At 59.0% G+C, this 16541-nt stretch carries 18 protein-coding genes; 5 read left to right on the top strand and 13 right to left on the bottom strand.

Translation table 11 applies throughout. From position 1 onward, the window contains the following. Positions 1-5: 5 nt before the first annotated feature. Complete coding sequence (locus tag FOY56_RS05855) at positions 6-410, bottom strand: rhodanese-like domain-containing protein (protein WP_146344879.1); 405 nt, start codon at positions 408-410, stop codon at positions 6-8. A gap of 103 nt (positions 411-513) precedes the next feature. Here FOY56_RS05855 and FOY56_RS05860 point away from each other — a divergent pair, with 103 nt between their 5' ends. Both FOY56_RS05860 and FOY56_RS05865 read left to right on the top strand, forming a co-directional pair. Continuing rightward, entirely contained in the window at positions 514-1263 is a 750-nt protein-coding gene (locus tag FOY56_RS05860; protein WP_146344880.1) for an SDR family NAD(P)-dependent oxidoreductase, read from the top strand. Positions 1264-1409: 146 nt separating this feature from the next. Continuing rightward, the gene (locus tag FOY56_RS05865) at positions 1410-3023 is read left to right on the top strand and encodes a long-chain fatty acid--CoA ligase (protein ID WP_146345151.1); all 1614 of its coding nucleotides are present in this window, start codon (positions 1410-1412) and stop codon (positions 3021-3023) included. On the opposite strand, the gene FOY56_RS05870 is transcribed toward FOY56_RS05865, so the two are convergent. Further along, positions 3020-3916 carry a LysR family transcriptional regulator gene (locus FOY56_RS05870; protein ID WP_146344881.1) on the bottom strand — a complete coding sequence of 299 codons (897 nt, stop codon included), beginning with the start codon at positions 3914-3916 and terminating at the stop codon, positions 3020-3022. The two genes, FOY56_RS05865 and FOY56_RS05870, sit on opposite strands and share 4 nt — an antisense overlap. Before the next feature lie 107 nt (positions 3917-4023). Between FOY56_RS05870 and FOY56_RS05875 the strand changes: the two genes are divergently transcribed. Further along, positions 4024-5265 carry an acyl-CoA dehydrogenase family protein gene (locus FOY56_RS05875; RefSeq protein ID WP_146344882.1) on the top strand — a complete coding sequence of 414 codons (1242 nt, stop codon included), beginning with the start codon at positions 4024-4026 and terminating at the stop codon, positions 5263-5265. Between the two features lie 112 nt (positions 5266-5377). After that, positions 5378-6076, top strand: coding sequence for a GntR family transcriptional regulator (locus FOY56_RS05880; RefSeq protein WP_146344883.1), 699 nt, complete (start codon positions 5378-5380; stop codon positions 6074-6076). Between the two features lie 6 nt (positions 6077-6082). Here the strand turns inward: FOY56_RS05880 and FOY56_RS05885 are convergent, their stop codons facing one another. From FOY56_RS05885 to FOY56_RS05915, 7 genes are read right to left on the bottom strand one after another with little or no spacing between them, the layout of a single operon-like run. Further along, the gene (locus FOY56_RS05885) at positions 6083-6949 is read right to left on the bottom strand and encodes a dioxygenase family protein (protein WP_146344884.1); all 867 of its coding nucleotides are present in this window, start codon (positions 6947-6949) and stop codon (positions 6083-6085) included. Positions 6950-6961: 12 nt separating this feature from the next. Further along, the gene (locus FOY56_RS05890) at positions 6962-8269 is read right to left on the bottom strand and encodes a TRAP transporter large permease (protein WP_146344885.1); all 1308 of its coding nucleotides are present in this window, start codon (positions 8267-8269) and stop codon (positions 6962-6964) included. Then, positions 8266-8826 (bottom strand): TRAP transporter small permease subunit, encoded by a 561-nt coding sequence (locus tag FOY56_RS05895; protein ID WP_146344886.1) that lies wholly within the window; start codon positions 8824-8826, stop codon positions 8266-8268. Before FOY56_RS05895 ends, FOY56_RS05890 begins: the two co-directional genes overlap by 4 nt. Positions 8827-8852: 26 nt before the next feature. Further along, on the bottom strand, positions 8853-9926 hold the full coding sequence (locus tag FOY56_RS05900; RefSeq protein ID WP_146344887.1) for a C4-dicarboxylate TRAP transporter substrate-binding protein: 1074 nt from the start codon (positions 9924-9926) through the stop codon (positions 8853-8855). 31 nt (positions 9927-9957) lie between these two features. Then, positions 9958-10413: an OsmC family protein gene (locus tag FOY56_RS05905; RefSeq protein ID WP_146344888.1), complete on the bottom strand. Its 456-nt coding sequence runs from the start codon at positions 10411-10413 to the stop codon at positions 9958-9960. A 7-nt stretch (positions 10414-10420) separates the two neighbouring features. Beyond that, the gene (locus FOY56_RS05910) at positions 10421-11086 is read right to left on the bottom strand and encodes a malonic semialdehyde reductase (RefSeq protein ID WP_146344889.1); all 666 of its coding nucleotides are present in this window, start codon (positions 11084-11086) and stop codon (positions 10421-10423) included. Next, on the bottom strand, positions 11083-11946 hold the full coding sequence (locus FOY56_RS05915) for a fumarylacetoacetate hydrolase family protein (protein WP_146344890.1): 864 nt from the start codon (positions 11944-11946) through the stop codon (positions 11083-11085). Before FOY56_RS05915 ends, FOY56_RS05910 begins: the two co-directional genes overlap by 4 nt. A gap of 84 nt (positions 11947-12030) precedes the next feature. On the opposite strand from FOY56_RS05915, the gene FOY56_RS05920 reads away from it, so the two are divergent. Further along, positions 12031-12417 (top strand): YciI family protein, encoded by a 387-nt coding sequence (locus tag FOY56_RS05920; protein WP_146344891.1) that lies wholly within the window; start codon positions 12031-12033, stop codon positions 12415-12417. A 41-nt stretch (positions 12418-12458) separates the two neighbouring features. Here FOY56_RS05920 and FOY56_RS05925 read toward each other — a convergent pair whose 3' ends face one another. Genes FOY56_RS05925 through FOY56_RS05940 form a run of 4 tightly spaced genes read right to left on the bottom strand, consistent with a single transcriptional unit; the run spans position 12459 to position 16533 of the window. Further along, on the bottom strand, positions 12459-13928 hold the full coding sequence (locus FOY56_RS05925) for a mannitol dehydrogenase family protein (protein ID WP_146344892.1): 1470 nt from the start codon (positions 13926-13928) through the stop codon (positions 12459-12461). Beyond that, on the bottom strand, positions 13916-14689 hold the full coding sequence (locus tag FOY56_RS05930) for an L-iditol 2-dehydrogenase (protein WP_281288804.1): 774 nt from the start codon (positions 14687-14689) through the stop codon (positions 13916-13918). The genes FOY56_RS05925 and FOY56_RS05930 overlap by 13 nt, the downstream gene beginning before the upstream one ends. Next, positions 14686-15690, bottom strand: a complete 1005-nt coding sequence (locus tag FOY56_RS05935; protein WP_146344894.1) for an ABC transporter ATP-binding protein — start codon at positions 15688-15690, stop codon at positions 14686-14688. The genes FOY56_RS05930 and FOY56_RS05935 overlap by 4 nt, the downstream gene beginning before the upstream one ends. 12 nt (positions 15691-15702) lie before the next feature. Next, a complete protein-coding gene (locus tag FOY56_RS05940; RefSeq protein WP_146344895.1) occupies positions 15703-16533 on the bottom strand; it encodes a carbohydrate ABC transporter permease in 831 nt (276 codons plus the stop codon). Positions 16534-16541 lie beyond the last annotated feature (8 nt).

Consider the following 16541-nt stretch of genomic DNA (forward strand, 5'->3'; position numbering starts at 1 on the left):
GCTGTTTAGCCGTTTTTCGGTGCCGCGTGTTCGACCGGGCCGCCCTGCTTTTCCCAGGTTGAAAACCCTTCCTTCAGATGTGCGGCGTCAAACCCCATGTCTTGCAGCAAGGCCACCGACAACGCCGACCGCCAGCCGCTGGCGCAATGGAAGACGAACCTTTTGTCCTGGCCAAAGACGTCTTTGTAATAGGGGCTTTGCGGATCGACCCAGAATTCGAGCATGCCGCGCGGGCAGTGAAAACTGCCGGGGATGAACCCTGTCCGCTGACGTTCGCGCACGTCACGCAGATCGACGATGACCACGTTTGGGTCACCGACCATGGCGATGGCGTCAGGTGTTTCCACTTCTTCGATGCGGGCGCGTGCGGTAGCGACCATGTCTTTGACCGAGGTATTCAGTTTGGGCATCAGAGGTGTCCCCGTTGATATGTGAAGGATGCATATTGATAACTGGCGCAAATTGGAGTGTGCTTCAATCTTTCTGGTGGCTCTAGATTGAGGGAAGTCGAAAATGACTCAGAAGATTGCGCTTGTGACCGGGGCGGCTCAGGGCATCGGCTATGCCTGCGCCAAGGCGCTGGCTGACGACGGCTTTCGCGTCGTGTTGTCGGATGTGAATGCCGAAGGTGTTGCCAAGGCCGCCGAAACTCTGGGCGGGACCGCCGTGGCGATTGCCTGTGACATGAGCGACGGTGATCAGATCACGGCGCTGTTTGACCAGATCGAAACCGAGGTTGGTCCGGTTCATACCTTGGTCAACAATGCCGGGATCGCACTGCCGGGTCGTTTCCTGGACTATAGCCCGGACGATTTTCGCAAAGTGCTGGATGTGAATGTGGTTGGCGTGTTTCTTGCCACGCAGCGGGCGGCCCGCACCATGGTCGATAAGGGCCTCAAGGGGGCCATCATCAACATGTCTTCGATCAATGCGGTGGTGGCGATTCCGACGATTCCGGCTTATTGCGCATCCAAAGGCGGGGTGAACCAACTGACCAAATCGGCGTCGCTGGCGCTGGCGCCGCATGGTATCCGGGTGAACGCGGTTGGCCCCGGGTCAATCGATACCGAGATGATGGCGGGCGTCAACGCCGACCCGCAAGCCATGAAGATCGCCATGTCACGCACACCGTTGCAACGGTTGGGCAGCGCAACTGAGATCGCCAATACGGTCGCGTTTCTGGCGTCGGACAAAGCCAGCTATATTACCGGTGAAACCATCTATGTTGATGGGGGACGTCTGGGGCAGAACTATACCTGCTGACCCGATGCGGACCGCCGCTTCACCACAAGGCTTCTGTCTGGACCATAATTCGGCCACGCGAAAGTAACGCAGCGTTTGCGGTGTCTGGACCGGGCCAAGTTCGTATGAGTGCGCCAACACAATCGTTTACGGAGGAGATCCCCATGATCACAGGCAAAATGATGCACCAACAGCTGACTGTTGGATCGATCATCACACACGCAGGCAAGTTTCACGGCGATACCGAAATCGCGTCGGTTGAAACCTCGGGCGGGGTCCGCCGGTCGACCTGGAAAGGTGTTGAGCAAAACGCCCGCCGTCTGGCCTCGGCGCTGAGCAAGCTGGGCATTGAAGAAGGGGATCGCTGCGCCACCATCGCATGGAACAACATCCGCCATCTTGAAATCTATTTCGGTGTCTCAAGCGGTGGCATGGTCTGCCACACGATCAACCCGCGCCTGCACCCTGAACAGCTGGCGTATATCATCAACCACGCGCAAGACCGGGTCCTGTTTCTGGACAAGACGTTTTTGCCGGTCGCCGCGATGCTGGGGTCCAAGCTGGAAAGCGTCAAGGCCGTGGTCCTGATGGGTCCGCGCGATGAAGAGGCCGCTGCCGCCGTGCCGGGGCTGGTGTTCTATGACGAGCTTTTGGAAACCGGAGATCCGGATTTCGACTGGCCCGAGATCGATGAAAACAGCCCGGCCAGCCTGTGCTATACATCCGGTACAACGGGGTACCCGAAGGGCGTGCAGTATACCCATCGTTCGATCATGTTGCACGCTTTGGCGGGCAACAATCCGGACGGGATGAACCTGTCGGCGCGCGATTGTGTGATGCCGGTGGTGCCGATGTTCCACGTCTCTGCCTGGGGTGTGCCCTATATTGCCGCTATCATGGGGTCGAAACTGGTGCTGCCGGGTCCGGGTATGGACGGGGCCAGCCTTGTCGATCTGATCGACGGTGAAAAAGTGTCGATCTCGCTTGGCGTGCCGACCATCTGGCTGGGCCTGCTTGCCGAGTTGAAAAAACGCGGCACCCATGCGCCGACCATGCGCCGCACCATCGTTGGTGGCTCGGCCATGCCACCCAGCATGTTCGCCGAATTCCGCGATGCACATGGGATCGAACTGATCCACGCCTGGGGCATGACCGAGACGTCGCCTTTGGGAACGTTGAACCAACCCAAGACCAAGCATGCCGATCTGTCACCCGAAGATATGTCGGCCTTGCGTCTTGGGCAGGGACGTCCGCCGATGGGTGTTGATTTGCGGATTGTCGATGAAGAGGGCAAACCGTTGCCGCATGATGGCGAAACCCAAGGTGAGCTGCATATTCGCGGCCATTGGATTGTGGATACCTATTTCGGTCAGGACGAACCTGCCCTGACGGATGATGGCTGGTTCGACACTGGCGACGTGGCGACCATCGATCCGGACGGGTATATGGTGATCCGCGACCGCTCCAAAGACATCATCAAATCGGGCGGTGAGTGGATTTCAACGGTTGAGCTGGAAAACATCGCCATTGGCCATCCGGCGATTGCCAACGCCGCCGTGATCGCGGCGCGTCATGCCAAATGGGATGAACGCCCGGTTCTGATCGCGGTGAAGGCGGGTGAGGTCAGCGAAGGCGAGTTGATTGAATGGTACGACGGCAAGATCGCCAAGTGGCAAACCCCGGATCTGGTCATTTTTGTCGATGAACTGCCGCTGGGGGCGACCGGCAAGGTTCTGAAAAACAAGCTGCGCGAGGTCCATGGCGACTGCCTGATGGGTTAAACCAGTGGGCTGTGTGACCGGATCTGGTCATAGAGCCATAAAATAGCGGCATCGCCGTCGCTGCGGCGGTGCCGATAGAGGTAGGTCGCCAATGGGTCGACCGGCAGGGGCAGGGGCTTGAGCAACAGGCCGTGGCCTGCCGCCCAGGCCGATGGGGCCGTTATCAGGTAGTCCGAGGATTGTACCAGAGCGGGCGCCGCGACATGGCTTTGCAGTTGCGCCGTGATCCGGCGTTTCAACCCTTTGCGCCTGAGCGCAATGTCGACCGGGCCGCCGCCATTCTTGCGGCCAGAGACGTGGATATGGGCGGCCGCCAGATAGGCCTCTAACGTCAGCGGCTGGTCGGCCAAAGGGTGATCAGGGCGCATGGCACAGACAAACTGATCGACTGCATAAGGGGTTCTGACCAAAGCCCCGGTTTCGGGCAATGCAATGTCGACTGCAACGTCGATTTCGCCCGATGACAGGGCCCCGAGGATCTCTTTCCGGTTCAGTCTGAAGCTGCGGAACCCCAGCGTGGTCTGCGGGTCAGTGAGATAGGTCAGAAACGATAGAACCGGCGCGTCCAGCAGATCGATGATCGACATCCGGAACACGCGTTTGGATCGGGCGGTGTCAAACTGCGCGGTTTCCTGAACCGATGTGGTCAGCAGCCTCAAGGCCTCGCTGACGCTGTCACGGATGCTTTCGGCATAAGCGGTCGGGCGCATCCCGGTCTGGGTTTTGACAAAAAGCGGATCGTCCAGCGTTTTGCGAAGCCGCGCCAAGGCATTGCTGACCGTTGGCTGGGACAGCGCCAGTTGTTCGGCCGCGCGGGTCAGATTGCGCTCGGAATAGATCCTGTCGAAAATGACAAACAGGTTGAGATCGATTTGGGTGAGTTTTTCGATCATGTCATATCCGAATGATAGATATTCTTAATATAAAGTTTGTAAATGACTTTTCCTGCGCTAGCAACGGCTGCGAAGACGCGCGCCCGAAGCGAAGAAAGGATACGTCCATGCAATTTGCCTATTCCCAACACACCGAGGACATGCGCCAGAAGCTGTTGGCCTTCATGGACGCGCATATCATCCCGCGCATTGGGCAGTACAATCGTGAGATCCATGAAGGGACGTTTCCGGTGTCTTTCATGGAAGATCTGAAAGCACTGGCGCGCGAAGAAGAGCTGTGGAATCTGTTCCTTCCATCGCTGGCAGACGACGAACCCGGGCAGGGGATGAGCAATCTGGAATACGCGCCACTGGCCGAGATCATGGGCCGCGTGCATTGGGCACCCGAAGTGTTCAATTGCAACGCGCCCGACACCGGCAACATGGAACTTCTGCACATGTTCGCGTCACCCGAACAGCGCGAAGCCTGGCTGATGCCGCTGCTGAACGGTGAAATCCGGTCGGCCTTTGCGATGACCGAACCCGATGTGGCGTCATCGGATGCGACCAATATCACCACGTCGATCCGGATTGATGGCAATGAATACGTGGTGAACGGGCGCAAATGGTTCATCACGAATGCCTGCCACCCGAACTGCAAGGTGTTCATCGTGATGGGCAAGACCGACCCCGACGCGGACCGGCACCAGCAGCAAAGCATGATCATCGTGCCCAAGGACACGCCGGGGGTCGAAATCGTGCGTAACCCCACGGTGCTGAACCACACGGCCCCTGAAGGGCACGCCGAGATCGTGTTCAAGAACGTGCGGGTACCGACCACCAATCTTCTGGGCGAAGAAGGCTCGGGCTTTGCCCTGGCCCAGGCGCGGCTTGGGCCGGGACGGATCCATCACTGCATGCGGTCGATCGGGGCCGCCGAACTTGCGCTGGAACTGATGGTCGAGCGGGTGCAGGAGCGCAAAACGTTTGGCAAGTTTCTGGCCGAACAGGGGGTGATCCGCGAATGGATCGCCAAATCCCGGATCGAAATCGAACAGACACGTTTGCTGGTTCTGAAAGCCGCGTGGATGATTGATGAGGTCGGGGCGCAGGCGGCGCGCAAGGAAATCTCGATGATCAAGGTGATTGCGCCGCAATTGCACACGCGGGTGACGGACCGCGCCATTCAGGCGTTCGGGGCGATGGGGCTGACGCCGGACACGCCGTTGGCCGACATTTATTCCTGGGGGCGGGCGCTGCGGTTTGCGGACGGTCCGGACGAGGTGCATCTGCAGGCCATCGGGCGGCTGGAGCTGCGCGACCACACGCCGGGCACGTCGCTGGCCTATCTGACGCCACCGGATCGGTGATTTCCGAAACTTGGCGCTAGTCCGGTCGTGGTATCTGGCAAGTAAAATCGTTTTTACAGCTTTTCTGCATGGTTTTGTTGAAAAGTTGTAAAAACTCGATATTTTCAGGTGTATGGATCATATCACTAAGCAAGCAGCTGAGCCGCTGCCGGTCACCCCGTCATCTGCCACTCACAAAGCTTATGCTGCCCTGCGTCGCATGATCCTGATTGGGGAGTTTTCGCCCGGCGAAAAGCTTAAGATCGACACGCTGCGCAAAGTGCTGGATACCGGTGCTTCGCCGGTGCGCGAGGCGCTGAGCCTGCTGACGTCAGACCAGTTGGTCGAACGCATTGATCAACGCGGGTTTCGCGCGGCGGCCACCAGCAAGGCCAATTTCGAAGAGATCCTTGGACTGCGTTGCCATCTGGAAGACATGGCGCTGCGCAAGAGCGTCGCGAACGGGGATGATGCATGGGAAGAACGGCTGGTGCTGGCCCATCATCGGATGGTGCGTGAAGGGCGGGACAATGACGAAGCGTTTGAAGAACGCCACAAGGCGTTTCACATGGCGTTGCTGGACAATTGCGATTCACCCGTTCTGATGAAGTTCTGCAATCAGCTGTATGATCTTAACATTCGCTATCGGTATCTGGCCGGCAGGGCGCTTGGGTATCAGAAACGCGATATCGCCAGGGAACACGCCGACATTCTGGCTGCCGCGATTGAACGGGATGCTGATCTGGCCGCGCGGCGTTTGATCGACCACTATCGCCAGACAGGGGCCTTTCTGACCGACCTGCTGGATGACAACGGCCAGCCGCGCGACTGATCCGGATCAGGCCTTGGCCAGAACCAGATCGAAATCGACGCGCGAATAGGGTCCGTCCACCTTACCCGACAGGTCGAACCCGTCCGGGAAGCTGCCCGCCGGTTCTTCGACATAGGTCATGACCAGATCGTCACGCACCCCGAACACCGTGTCCTGATCCAGATAGGGATCGTCATCGGGAAAGACCTCGGTCACGAGGGTTTTATGACCGTCTGCCGAGGCGATGTAATGCAGGTGCGAGGGGCGCCATGGGTGGCGTCCGGCGGCGCGCAGGATATCGCCAACGGGTCCGTCATCGGGCACGGTGTAGCTGACCGGACGCACGGTGGTAAACGCATAGCGCCCGTTTTCGTCTGTTGTCATCAAGCCGTGGAAGGAATGGATGTGCTGATTTTCGTCCTGGCTGGAATAGAGGCCGTTGGGCGCGGTTTGCCAGATGTCGAGCTTGGCCCCGGCGATGGGGGCACCGTCAGTATCGCGCACGGTGCCTTCGACCAGCAGAACTTCGCCTTCGAAATCGCCCTTCATATCGCCACCAATTGCAAGCGGCGGCGGATTTGACACGTGGAACGGGCCCAGCACGGATGAGCTGGTCGCCTCGGGGGTGGAATGCAGCATGTCGACCAGTGACGACAGGCCCATGACGTCTGACAACAGAACGAATTCCTGCCGTTCTGGCGTGGTGATGTCGCCTGCGCGGGTCAGGAAGTCGATGCCGACGTTCCATTCCTCATGGGTCAGGTTCACCTCGCGGGCGAAGTCATGGATGTGGCGGGCAAGGGCGGCCAGAACCTCGCGCACGCGCGGGTCAGTGTCGTCCCCGAAATAGGCGGTGAAGACGTCGGTGATGTTGTCTTTGGTGACGGTGCGCATGGGGTGTGCCTCTTAGTTCAGAATGGCAAGGCTGAGCGCGGGGTAGCGGATCAGCAGGATAAGGACGATCAGCATCACGCCTGCAAAGGGCAGGGCGCCAAGGAACACGTCCTTAAGCGAGATGCGGTCATCGTTCAGCGTAGCCTTGATGACAAAGCACGAGATGCCCAAGGGCGGCGTCAGCAGTCCGATTTCGGCGCCAACCACGGTGATGATGCCAAACCAGACAAGGCTGAGGCCCATCGGTTCGATCAGGGGCAGGAACAGCGGCACGACGATCAGGATGATCGAGGCGGTGTCCAGCAAGGTACCAAGGAACAGCATCATCAGCACGTAAAGCAGCATGATGATAAAGAAGCTGGCGTTGGATCCGGCCAGCAGATCACCCAGTTCATTGGGCAGACCGGCAAGGCCCAGCATCCGGCTGTAAATCGAGGCGGCTGTGATCAGGAACAGGATCGAGGCCGTGATATGACCAGTTTCCAGCAACGCTTCCCAGAACGAATGCAGTGTCATGCGGCGGCGCACCAGCGCGATCAGCAGGGCGACGACAGAACCGGTTGCGCCCGCTTCGACCGGGGTCAGCCAGCCGGTATAGATGCCGCCCAGAACCACGACGATCAGACCGATGATGGGGAGGGTTTTGGACGCGATTTCGCCCCATGGCAGCATTTCGTAATCCGACGCCGGGCGACCGCCGACAAAGTCCGGGAAAAACCGGCCCATGAACCAGATCGCGGCGACATAGGCAAAGGCCAGCATCAGGCCTGGAACGACCCCGGCCAGGAACATCTCGCCCACCGATTGTTCGGCAACAAAGCTATAGATGATCAGCATCGCAGAGGGCGGAATGATCATGCCCAGAACCGAGGACCCGGCGACCACGCCCACGGCAAAGCGCGGGTTATAGTCGTATTGCAGCATCTGCGGCACCGAGACCTTGGAAAACACCGAAGCCGAAGCGATGGATGACCCTGTCACGGCGGCAAACACCGCGTTTGCGCCCACGGTTGCCATGCCGATCCCGCCTTTGACACGGCGGAAGCCCGAGCTCATGACCTCGTACACATCGCTGCCAAGACCGGCCTTGGAGACCACCAACCCCATGAAGGTGAACAGGGGGACCGTGGCAAAGGTGTATTCCATGACGCTGTCGCCGACAGCGATCTTTAGCAGGTTCATCGCAAGGTCGAAATTGTCCCGCATCAGCCAGATGGAAACGAACGAAACGACCCCAAGCGCGATGGGGATATAGACCCCCATATAGATCAGGAAGACGATGGCCCCGACGGACCACATGCCAAGTTCAAAGGGGCTCATGTGGCGTCGTCCTCATGTTCAGGCACCCGCACAAGTTCGGGTTTTTCAGCGCGGGTCAGAACCTTGAGCGAAAAGATCACCACACACAGGGCGGCGCTCAGGAAAATGACCAGCTTGATCGGCCACCAGGGCGCGGTGAACACGCCCGGCACGCCAAAGTAATCTTTGGTATCCCACATATCGAGAAACTCGGGCCAGATCGCGACGGCGATCAGCGCCATGAATACGGCCGAGATACTGTCGATGACATGCCGCAAACCTGCCGCCACGCGTGGATACCGGGTTCCGATGACCACCAAAAACCCATCCGACCGGGTCAGGCGGTTGACCCGCACGACATCCGGCAATTGCAGAAACACGATAAGGACCATCGAGAACTGGACGACCTCGACCGCGCCCAGAAATGGAGCATTGAACACACCGCGCGCGACAACGTCGAAGTTCACGATGGCGACCAGCCCCAGAACAACAAGGGTGCCAATGGCGTTTGCGCCGATGGCAACCCCGTTGCTTAGTCTGGAGAGGGCCAGAACAGTTTTCTTAAGTGCAGAAATCATCCCGATCCGGCCCTTTCACGTAGTGATTATTCGGCAGTCCAGTCGCGCACACCAGTGTATCCGGCGGCTTCCAGCTTGCTCAGATAGGCTTGCAGCATCTCGGTGCCGGGTTCCCCCTTGGCATCCAGGTTGGCAGCCCATTCGGCGGCGATGTTGGGCATCGCTGCAGCCCAGGCTGCGCGGTCTTCGGCGCTGGCTTCGGTGATGGTGCCACCGGCTGCGACAAACGCCTCGCGGCTAGCCGCTGCGCGGTCCATGGCCAGTCCGGCCACGTGATCACGGTACATTACGGCGACCTCTTGCAAGGCGTCTTTGACCTCATCGGGCAGTTTCTTCCAGAAGTCCGCGTTGACTGTCACGGTCTTGGAGTTCACAGCACCCAGATCGACGCTCAGCATATGCGGCGCAACTTCAGCGATCTTGAAGGTCTTGGCGGCTTCGGGCCACAGCATGGCTTTGTCGACCAGACCGGTCTGCAGCATGTTGTAGAAGTCGGTCAGACCACCACGCACACCAGCCGCCCCATCGATGCCTTCAAGATAGCGCAGGTTCATGCCCGCACCGGCAACCTTGGCGCCTTCCATGTCCTTGGGCGAGGTGATCGGGGCTGTCGAGAACACCTGATAGGTGTCCAGCACAACGCCGGTCGCCAGATAGACCTGGTTTTGCTTTTCGAATTCCTTCTGCATGGTCGGGAATTCTTTGGCGATTTCATCCACCGCTTTGGCCACGGCGCGTGAATCAGCAGCGACAAACGGGGTCACAGCGGAAATTGCCTGGCTTGGCAGTTTGGACGAGTGGAAGATCGTAGTGACGATGCCGATGTCGCCAAGGCCCAGTTTCACGCCTTCCAGCACGCCCTTGGGTTTGACGATGGAACCGCCATAGCTTTCTTGCCAGTCCATCTTGTAGTTGCCGGTTTCGGCTAGCTTCTTGTCGACTTCGGGGATGAAGAATTCCGAGAATTCCTTGACCCAAAGTGCGCGTGCCGGATAGCCGTCGATGACCACGGCCTTGATGGTTTCGGTGGCATAGGCGGGTATGGCGGTCAGTGTCGCCAACAGCGCGCCAAACGCCAGTCCTTTTGAAAATACAGCCATCGTTTCCTCCCTTGGATGGTTGATGTGTGGCTCACGCTTTGCGCCAGTGAACCTCCAGTTTCGTGCCCGCTGCTTCGAACAGCTTGGAAATGGCACAGTATTTCGCGGTTTCGGCCGCCACTTGTTCGATTTCCTCGGCGCTGGCGGGGCCATGTACGGTGACCAGCAATCGAATGGCGGGGAACGGTACGTCGACTTCTTCCATCAGCAACACGCCACGGCGGTCGAAATCGACCTCCATCTCGTAGCTGAGTTTGCCGATATCGACGCCCAACGCCTTGGCGCATTTGTTGCCGATGGACGTGGTGCAACCCATCAACGCCACATAAGCGTATTCGGTTGGCGCGGCGCCCAGATTGGTGCCGCCGCGTTCCACGGGTTCGTCGATGATCACGGTCAGATCGCGGACCGCGACATCGGTGCGGGCGTGGCCGGATGTTTCTCCGGTGGTTTTGATCGTTACCTTGGATTTTTGTCTAATTGCCATGATGCCCTCACGCGAAACTGCAAACTTTGTCGAACGGGAAGCGCGGCAGTTTTTGAAACAGCGCGGACTCGTCAGCATAGCCAAGGTTACACAAAAAATTCGACTTGAGCGTTGTGCCGGCAAAAAATTCCTGATCGACGATCTCGTTCGAAAAGCCGCTCATCGCGCCGACATCCAGACCAAGCGCCCGGGCGGCGATCATGAAGTATGCGCCTTGCAGGGTGCCATTGCGAAACGCAGTGGTTTCGGAATGCTCGGGCTTGCCTTCGAAATGCGGGCGGCGGTCTTCGTGCGGGAACAGGAACGGCAGGTCGCGCCAGAATTCCAGATCATGCGCGATGATCGCCGTGACCGGCGCATCCATCATCTTGTCGATGTTCTTGGCCTTGAGCGATTTGGCCAGCCGTTGCTTGCCTGCGTCCGAGGTCACAAAGATGAACCGGGCCGGGCAGGTGTTCATGCTGGTCGGGCCACCGGCGGTGATTTCGTACAAACGGTGCAGCAATTCGGTCGAAACCGGCTTGTCCTGCCAGGCATAGTGCGACCGGGCATTGGTCAGGATCACGTCAATCGACAGATCGTCCAGAGTGGGGCGCTGTTCACGCAATCTGCGCACGGCTTCTTGCGCTTCTGCACGCACCCGTTCCAGGTCTTTGCCGACAGGCGCGGTCATTCTGCGGCACCCGATGCAAGATCTGCTTCGTCCACGATGGGGCTGGCGCAGATGCCAATACCTTCGATCTCGACCTCGACAGTTTCGCCGGGGCGCAACCAGCGCGGCGGGGTTTTGGCGTGACCCACACCCGGAGGCGTGCCCATGGCGATCAGGTCGCCGGGTTCCAGCGTGGTGTATTCGGAAATCGTCGCGATGGTGCGCGCGACCGACCACATCATGTCGCCGGTGTTTGCGCTTTGCAGGATCTCGTCACCGACGCGGCTTTCGATCTTCAGACCTGTCGCGCCTTCGGGTAACTCATCCGGGGTCACGACGACCGGGCCAACGGCGCCGGTATCGTCGAAGTTCTTCCCCGGAGTCCATTGATGCGTCTTGCGCTGGTAGTCGCGCACCGACCCGTCGTTGAACAGGGTATAGCCGAACACATGGTCCAGTGCGTCTTCTTCTTTGATATGACGCCCGCCCTTGCCGACGATCAACATCAGTTCGACTTCGTAATCCAGCTTTTCCGAGCAGGTCGGGCGCACCATCGGTGCACCGGCTGGCATGATCGAATGGCGCCCGCGCATGAACAGGGCAGGGTAGTCCGGAATGTCGTATCCGCCTTCCTTGATATGGTCGACATAGTTCAGACCAAGGCAGATGATTGTGCCGGGACGTTCAACCGGCAGGGCGGGCACGATGTCACTGACCGCAATCTCGGGTCCAGCCACATCGGCATACTCCGCGACCGGGCCGTACTCGCCCGTGATAAGTGGCATCAAGTCCTGGGCATCGCCCGGAAGCCGCTTTGCGACTTCATTTTTCACCAGAAACACGCCTGTGTTTCCATCCACGCTTCCAACTATGAATCGCATGCTGTCCCCCAGAAATTTTTACCATCTTTGCCGATTATTCTGTAGAGTGTCAATTAATATCGATTTTTTTGGAGGAAAACCGCCATGCCCAGATGGGACGACTATAAACAACACGCCAAAGAGCGCGGCGCGCTGGCATTAGAGCTTTATGCGGTGGAAAGCACACCGTCCGAATCGGGGCCTGCGGTTCCGGATGTTCTGGCCGACCATCTGGCGTATCAGCGCGATCTGGAAATCACAGGCAAGCTGGTTCTGGCCGGCCCGATGTCGGATCTGAGCGGCGAGATGATGGAAGGGGCGGGGTTGATGATTTATCGCGCGGCGTCGTTTGAAGAAGCTCAGGCCATCGCAAAAGCCGATCCGATGCACGCGCGGGGCGCACGCACCTATGTGCTGCGTCGTTGGTTGGTCAACGAAGGGTCGGTGCACCTGTCGGTGGGGCTGTCGACCGGGACAGTCGATCTCAGCTGATGTGAAAATCACGGATCGGGGCAGGCCCGATCCGTAATCTATCACTTTACGTAGGTCTGAATGGCGGCTTCGCAGCCCTCGGACCAGATCAGGGCCAGCCAGCTTTCAAAGGCTTCGGCAAAAGGTTGGGCCGTGCTCAGATCGCCGTAGATCTGTTTTTGTGACAACCAGTCGGCGGGATAGTCCCGCGCGGACAAGGCGTGCCGGTTCAGGTCATCCCAGAACGGATCGTTCGGAACAATCACGGCCCCGTTTTCGCGGGTCCCTGCGCACATCCGCGCCCAAAGCGCTTCGACCAGCGCCAGCCCCTGAACGGATCCGCCTGCGGCAAGCTGATCGCGCAGGATTGGCAAGACAAAACCGGTGTGGCGGGACGAGCCGTCAAAGGCGACACGCCGGGTGGTGTCAACGATCTTGGGGTTGGCAAAGCGCCGTTCGATCAGATCGACATAGGCATGTGGTGTCATTCCGGGAACCGGGTCGACTGTTGGCGCGATTTCTTCGCGTTCAACCTTTTGAAACAGCCGTGATACCAGCGGATGCGCCATGCAATCGGCAATTGTGTCCAGCCCCAGGATTTCTCCGACGTTGGCAATGACCTGATGACCGGCATTCAGGATGCGGATCTTCATGGTTTCATAAGCATGCACGTCGTCCGAGAACGTCGCGCCCACCTTGTCCCAGTCAGGGCGTCCGGCACAGAAACTGTCTTCGATCACCCACTGGCGAAAGCGTTCATGCGTCACCGGGGCGGCGTCGTTGATGCCGAGGTCATGCACCAGAGCCATTTCAACCGGGCCAGTCGACGGGGCAATGCTGTCGACCATTGAGTTGGGAAACGCACCTTGCGTATCGATCCACTCGGCAAGGCCCGGATCACTCATCCGGGCCAAGGACACCACGGCCTGACGCAGGATCTTGCCGTTGCCTTGCAGGTTGTCACAGCTCATCCCGGTGAAGGGGGCGTGACCTGCTGCGCGGCGCTGGCGCAGGGCTGCGACCATGGCACCGAATGCGGTGCAGGGCGTATCCGGGTGCGCCGCATCGTGCTGGATGTCGGGGTGGTGGGCATCAAAGGATTTGTCAACCGGGTCGATATAGTATCCGCCCTCGGTGACAGTCAGCGAGACAATGCGGATCGCAGGGTTGGCCATTTGCCGGATCAGGGACGCATTGTCCGTGTCAATCGGCAGGTAGTCGATCATCGATCCGATCACCTCGGCCGAGGTTGAATCGGGGTCAAGTTCGATCAGGGTCGTCAGGCAATCCTGCGCCAACAGTTTTTCGCGCATTGCGGCGTCGTAAGGGCGCACGCCTGCGCCGATGATGGCCCAATCCTGTGCCAGCCCGTCCTGCATCAGCCGGTGCAGATACCAGGCCTGATGCGCGCGATGAAAATTTCCGACGCCGATATGCACGATACCCGGGCTCAGTCGCGACCGGTCATAGCGCGGATGCTCGACTGCGAGTTGATCCAGCGTTGCGTTGGAAAGGGAGATCAGCTCATCCATTGTCCGCCATCCACGTTATAGCATTGAGAAACGATGTAGTTGGACTCGTCACTGGCCAGAAACACGGCCATTCCGGTCAGGTCTTCGGGGCGGCCCATGCGCCCATAGGGGACGGCATCTCCGACTTCCTGTTTTTTCTGGCCTGGTTCTTTGTCTTCGTATTCGGCAAAGAACGCATCGACGCCGTCCCAGTGTTCGCCATCCACCACACCGGGTGCGATGGCGTTGACGTTGATGCCGTGTTGGATCAGGTCCAGCCCGGCAGACTGGGTCAGGCTGATCACGGCGGCCTTGGTGGCGCAGTAAACCGCGACCAGCGGTTCGCCCCGCCGACCAGCCTGGCTGGCCATGTTGATGATCTTGCCCCGGATGCCCGAGGTGATCATGTGACGCGCGACAGCCTGAAGGGTGAACAGCGTGCCGGTCACGTTGACGTCAAAGGCCCGGTCATAGTCTTCGCGGGTGATTTCGACGATGGGGGAGGCAGTGAACACCGCCGCGTTGTTGATCAGAATGTCGATCTGCCCGTGGCATGCGACGGTCTCGGCAACGGCGAGGTCGATGCTGTCCTGATCGGTCACATCAAGCCTGACGGCCATCGCCCCCGCGCGCAGTTCGGACGCGGTTGTCTGGGCGCGGTCGAAATCGATATCGCCAATCGCCACCCGCGCGCCTTCGCGCAGGTAAGATTCGGCAAAGGCGCGCCCGATTCCTCGGGCGGCGCCAGTGATAAGGGCTGATTTACCCGCCAATCGCATCAGGCGATCCTCAGGCCCTTGTCGTCGAACCTGTGCATCTGATCGAGCTGCGGCGTGAGGTACACGGTATCGCCATGCTTGGCTTCGATATCGCCGATGATGCGCACGGTGATCATGTCAGCAAGGCCGGTGTCGTGAACGTGGATGAACGTGTCCGATCCAAGGTGTTCGGCAACCCCGACGACGCCTTTCCAGGTGCCTTCCGTCTTGCTGACGTCGATGTGTTCAGGGCGGATCCCGATTGTATGCGCCTCATGCTTGGCGGCTTCGGGGCCCTCGATGAGGTTCATTTTCGGCGAGCCGATGAACCCGGCCACGAACTTGTTGCGCGGGGCATGATACAGGTCCAGAGGCGAGCCAACCTGTTCGATGTAGCCAGAGCGCAGGACCACGATCTTGTCGGCCATTGTCATAGCTTCGACCTGATCATGAGTCACATAGATCATCGTGGTCTGCAGACGTTCGTGCAGTTCGCTGATCTCAAGGCGCATACCGACCCGCAATGCCGCATCCAGGTTCGACAGCGGTTCGTCGAACAGGAAGGCGTCCGGTTCGCGAACGATCGAGCGGCCAATGGCGACCCGCTGACGCTGACCACCCGAAAGCTGGCCCGGTTTACGGTCCAGATAGTCGGTCAGGTTCAGCGCCGTCGCAGCGGCATCGATCCGGCGTTTCTGTTCGTCTTCAGACATGCCGGCCATTTTCATCGGAAACGCGATGTTCTTGCGTACCGTCATATGCGGGTAAAGCGCATAGGACTGAAACACCATTGCCAGGCCGCGTTTGGCCGGCGGTGTCATGGTCGCATCTTTTCCGTTGATGGCAATATGGCCCGAGCTCACATCCTCAAGCCCGGCAATCAGGCGCAGAAGGGTGGACTTGCCGCAGCCCGAGGGGCCAACGAAGACGCAGAATTCACCGTCTTCAATGGTCAGGTCCAAAGGCGGGATGACCTGAACATCGCCGAAGCTTTTGGTCACCTGGTTCAGTTGAATTTGTCCCATAGTTCAGTTCCCTTACTTAACAGCGCCGAAAGTCAGGCCGCTGACGAGTTGTTTCTGGCTGAACCAGCCAAGGATGAGGATCGGTGCAATCGCCATGGTCGAAGCCGCGCTGAGCTTGGCGTAGAACAGACCTTCGGGCGAAGAGTAGCTGGCAATGAAAGCTGTCAGCGGGGCTGCGTTGACGGACGTCAGGTTCAAGGTCCAGAACGCTTCGTTCCAGGCGAGAATGAAGTTCAGCAGGACAGTCGATGCAATCCCGGGAATGGCCATCGGTGTCAGGACATGGATGATCTCGTCCTTCAGGGTCGCGCCATCCATCCGGGCGGCCTCAAGGATCTCGCTCGGGATTTCCTTGAAGTAGGTGTACAGCATCCAGACGATGATCGGCAGGTTGATCAGCATCATGATGATGACCAAGCCGACCCGGCTGTCCAGAATTCCCATCCGAACAAACAGCAGGTAGATCGGGTAGAGAACACCAACTGCCGGCAGCATCTTGGTTGAGAGCATCCAAAGCAGGATGTCCTTGGTCCATTTGCCGGGGACAAAAGCCATCGACCAGGCGGCAGGAACCGCGATGACGATCCCCAGCAGGGTGGACCCGCCAGCGATGATCACCGAGTTCCACAGGAACCGCATATAGTTCGACCGCTCTTGAACGATCGCATAGTTTTCCAGTGTCCAGTCAAAGTTCAGGAAGATCGGAGGGCTGGCAATGGCCTGTCCTTCGGTCTTGAAGCTGGTGAGGATTGTCCACAGGATCGGGAAGAAAATCAGCAAACCAATGGCCCAAGCAATGGCCGTGTTGATCGCTTTACGTTGTGTTGTAACTGAGCGTGCCATGATCGTTC

The organism is Falsiphaeobacter marinintestinus (assembly GCF_007923355.1).
Lineage (GTDB): Bacteria > Pseudomonadota > Alphaproteobacteria > Rhodobacterales > Rhodobacteraceae > Phaeobacter_A > Phaeobacter_A marinintestinus.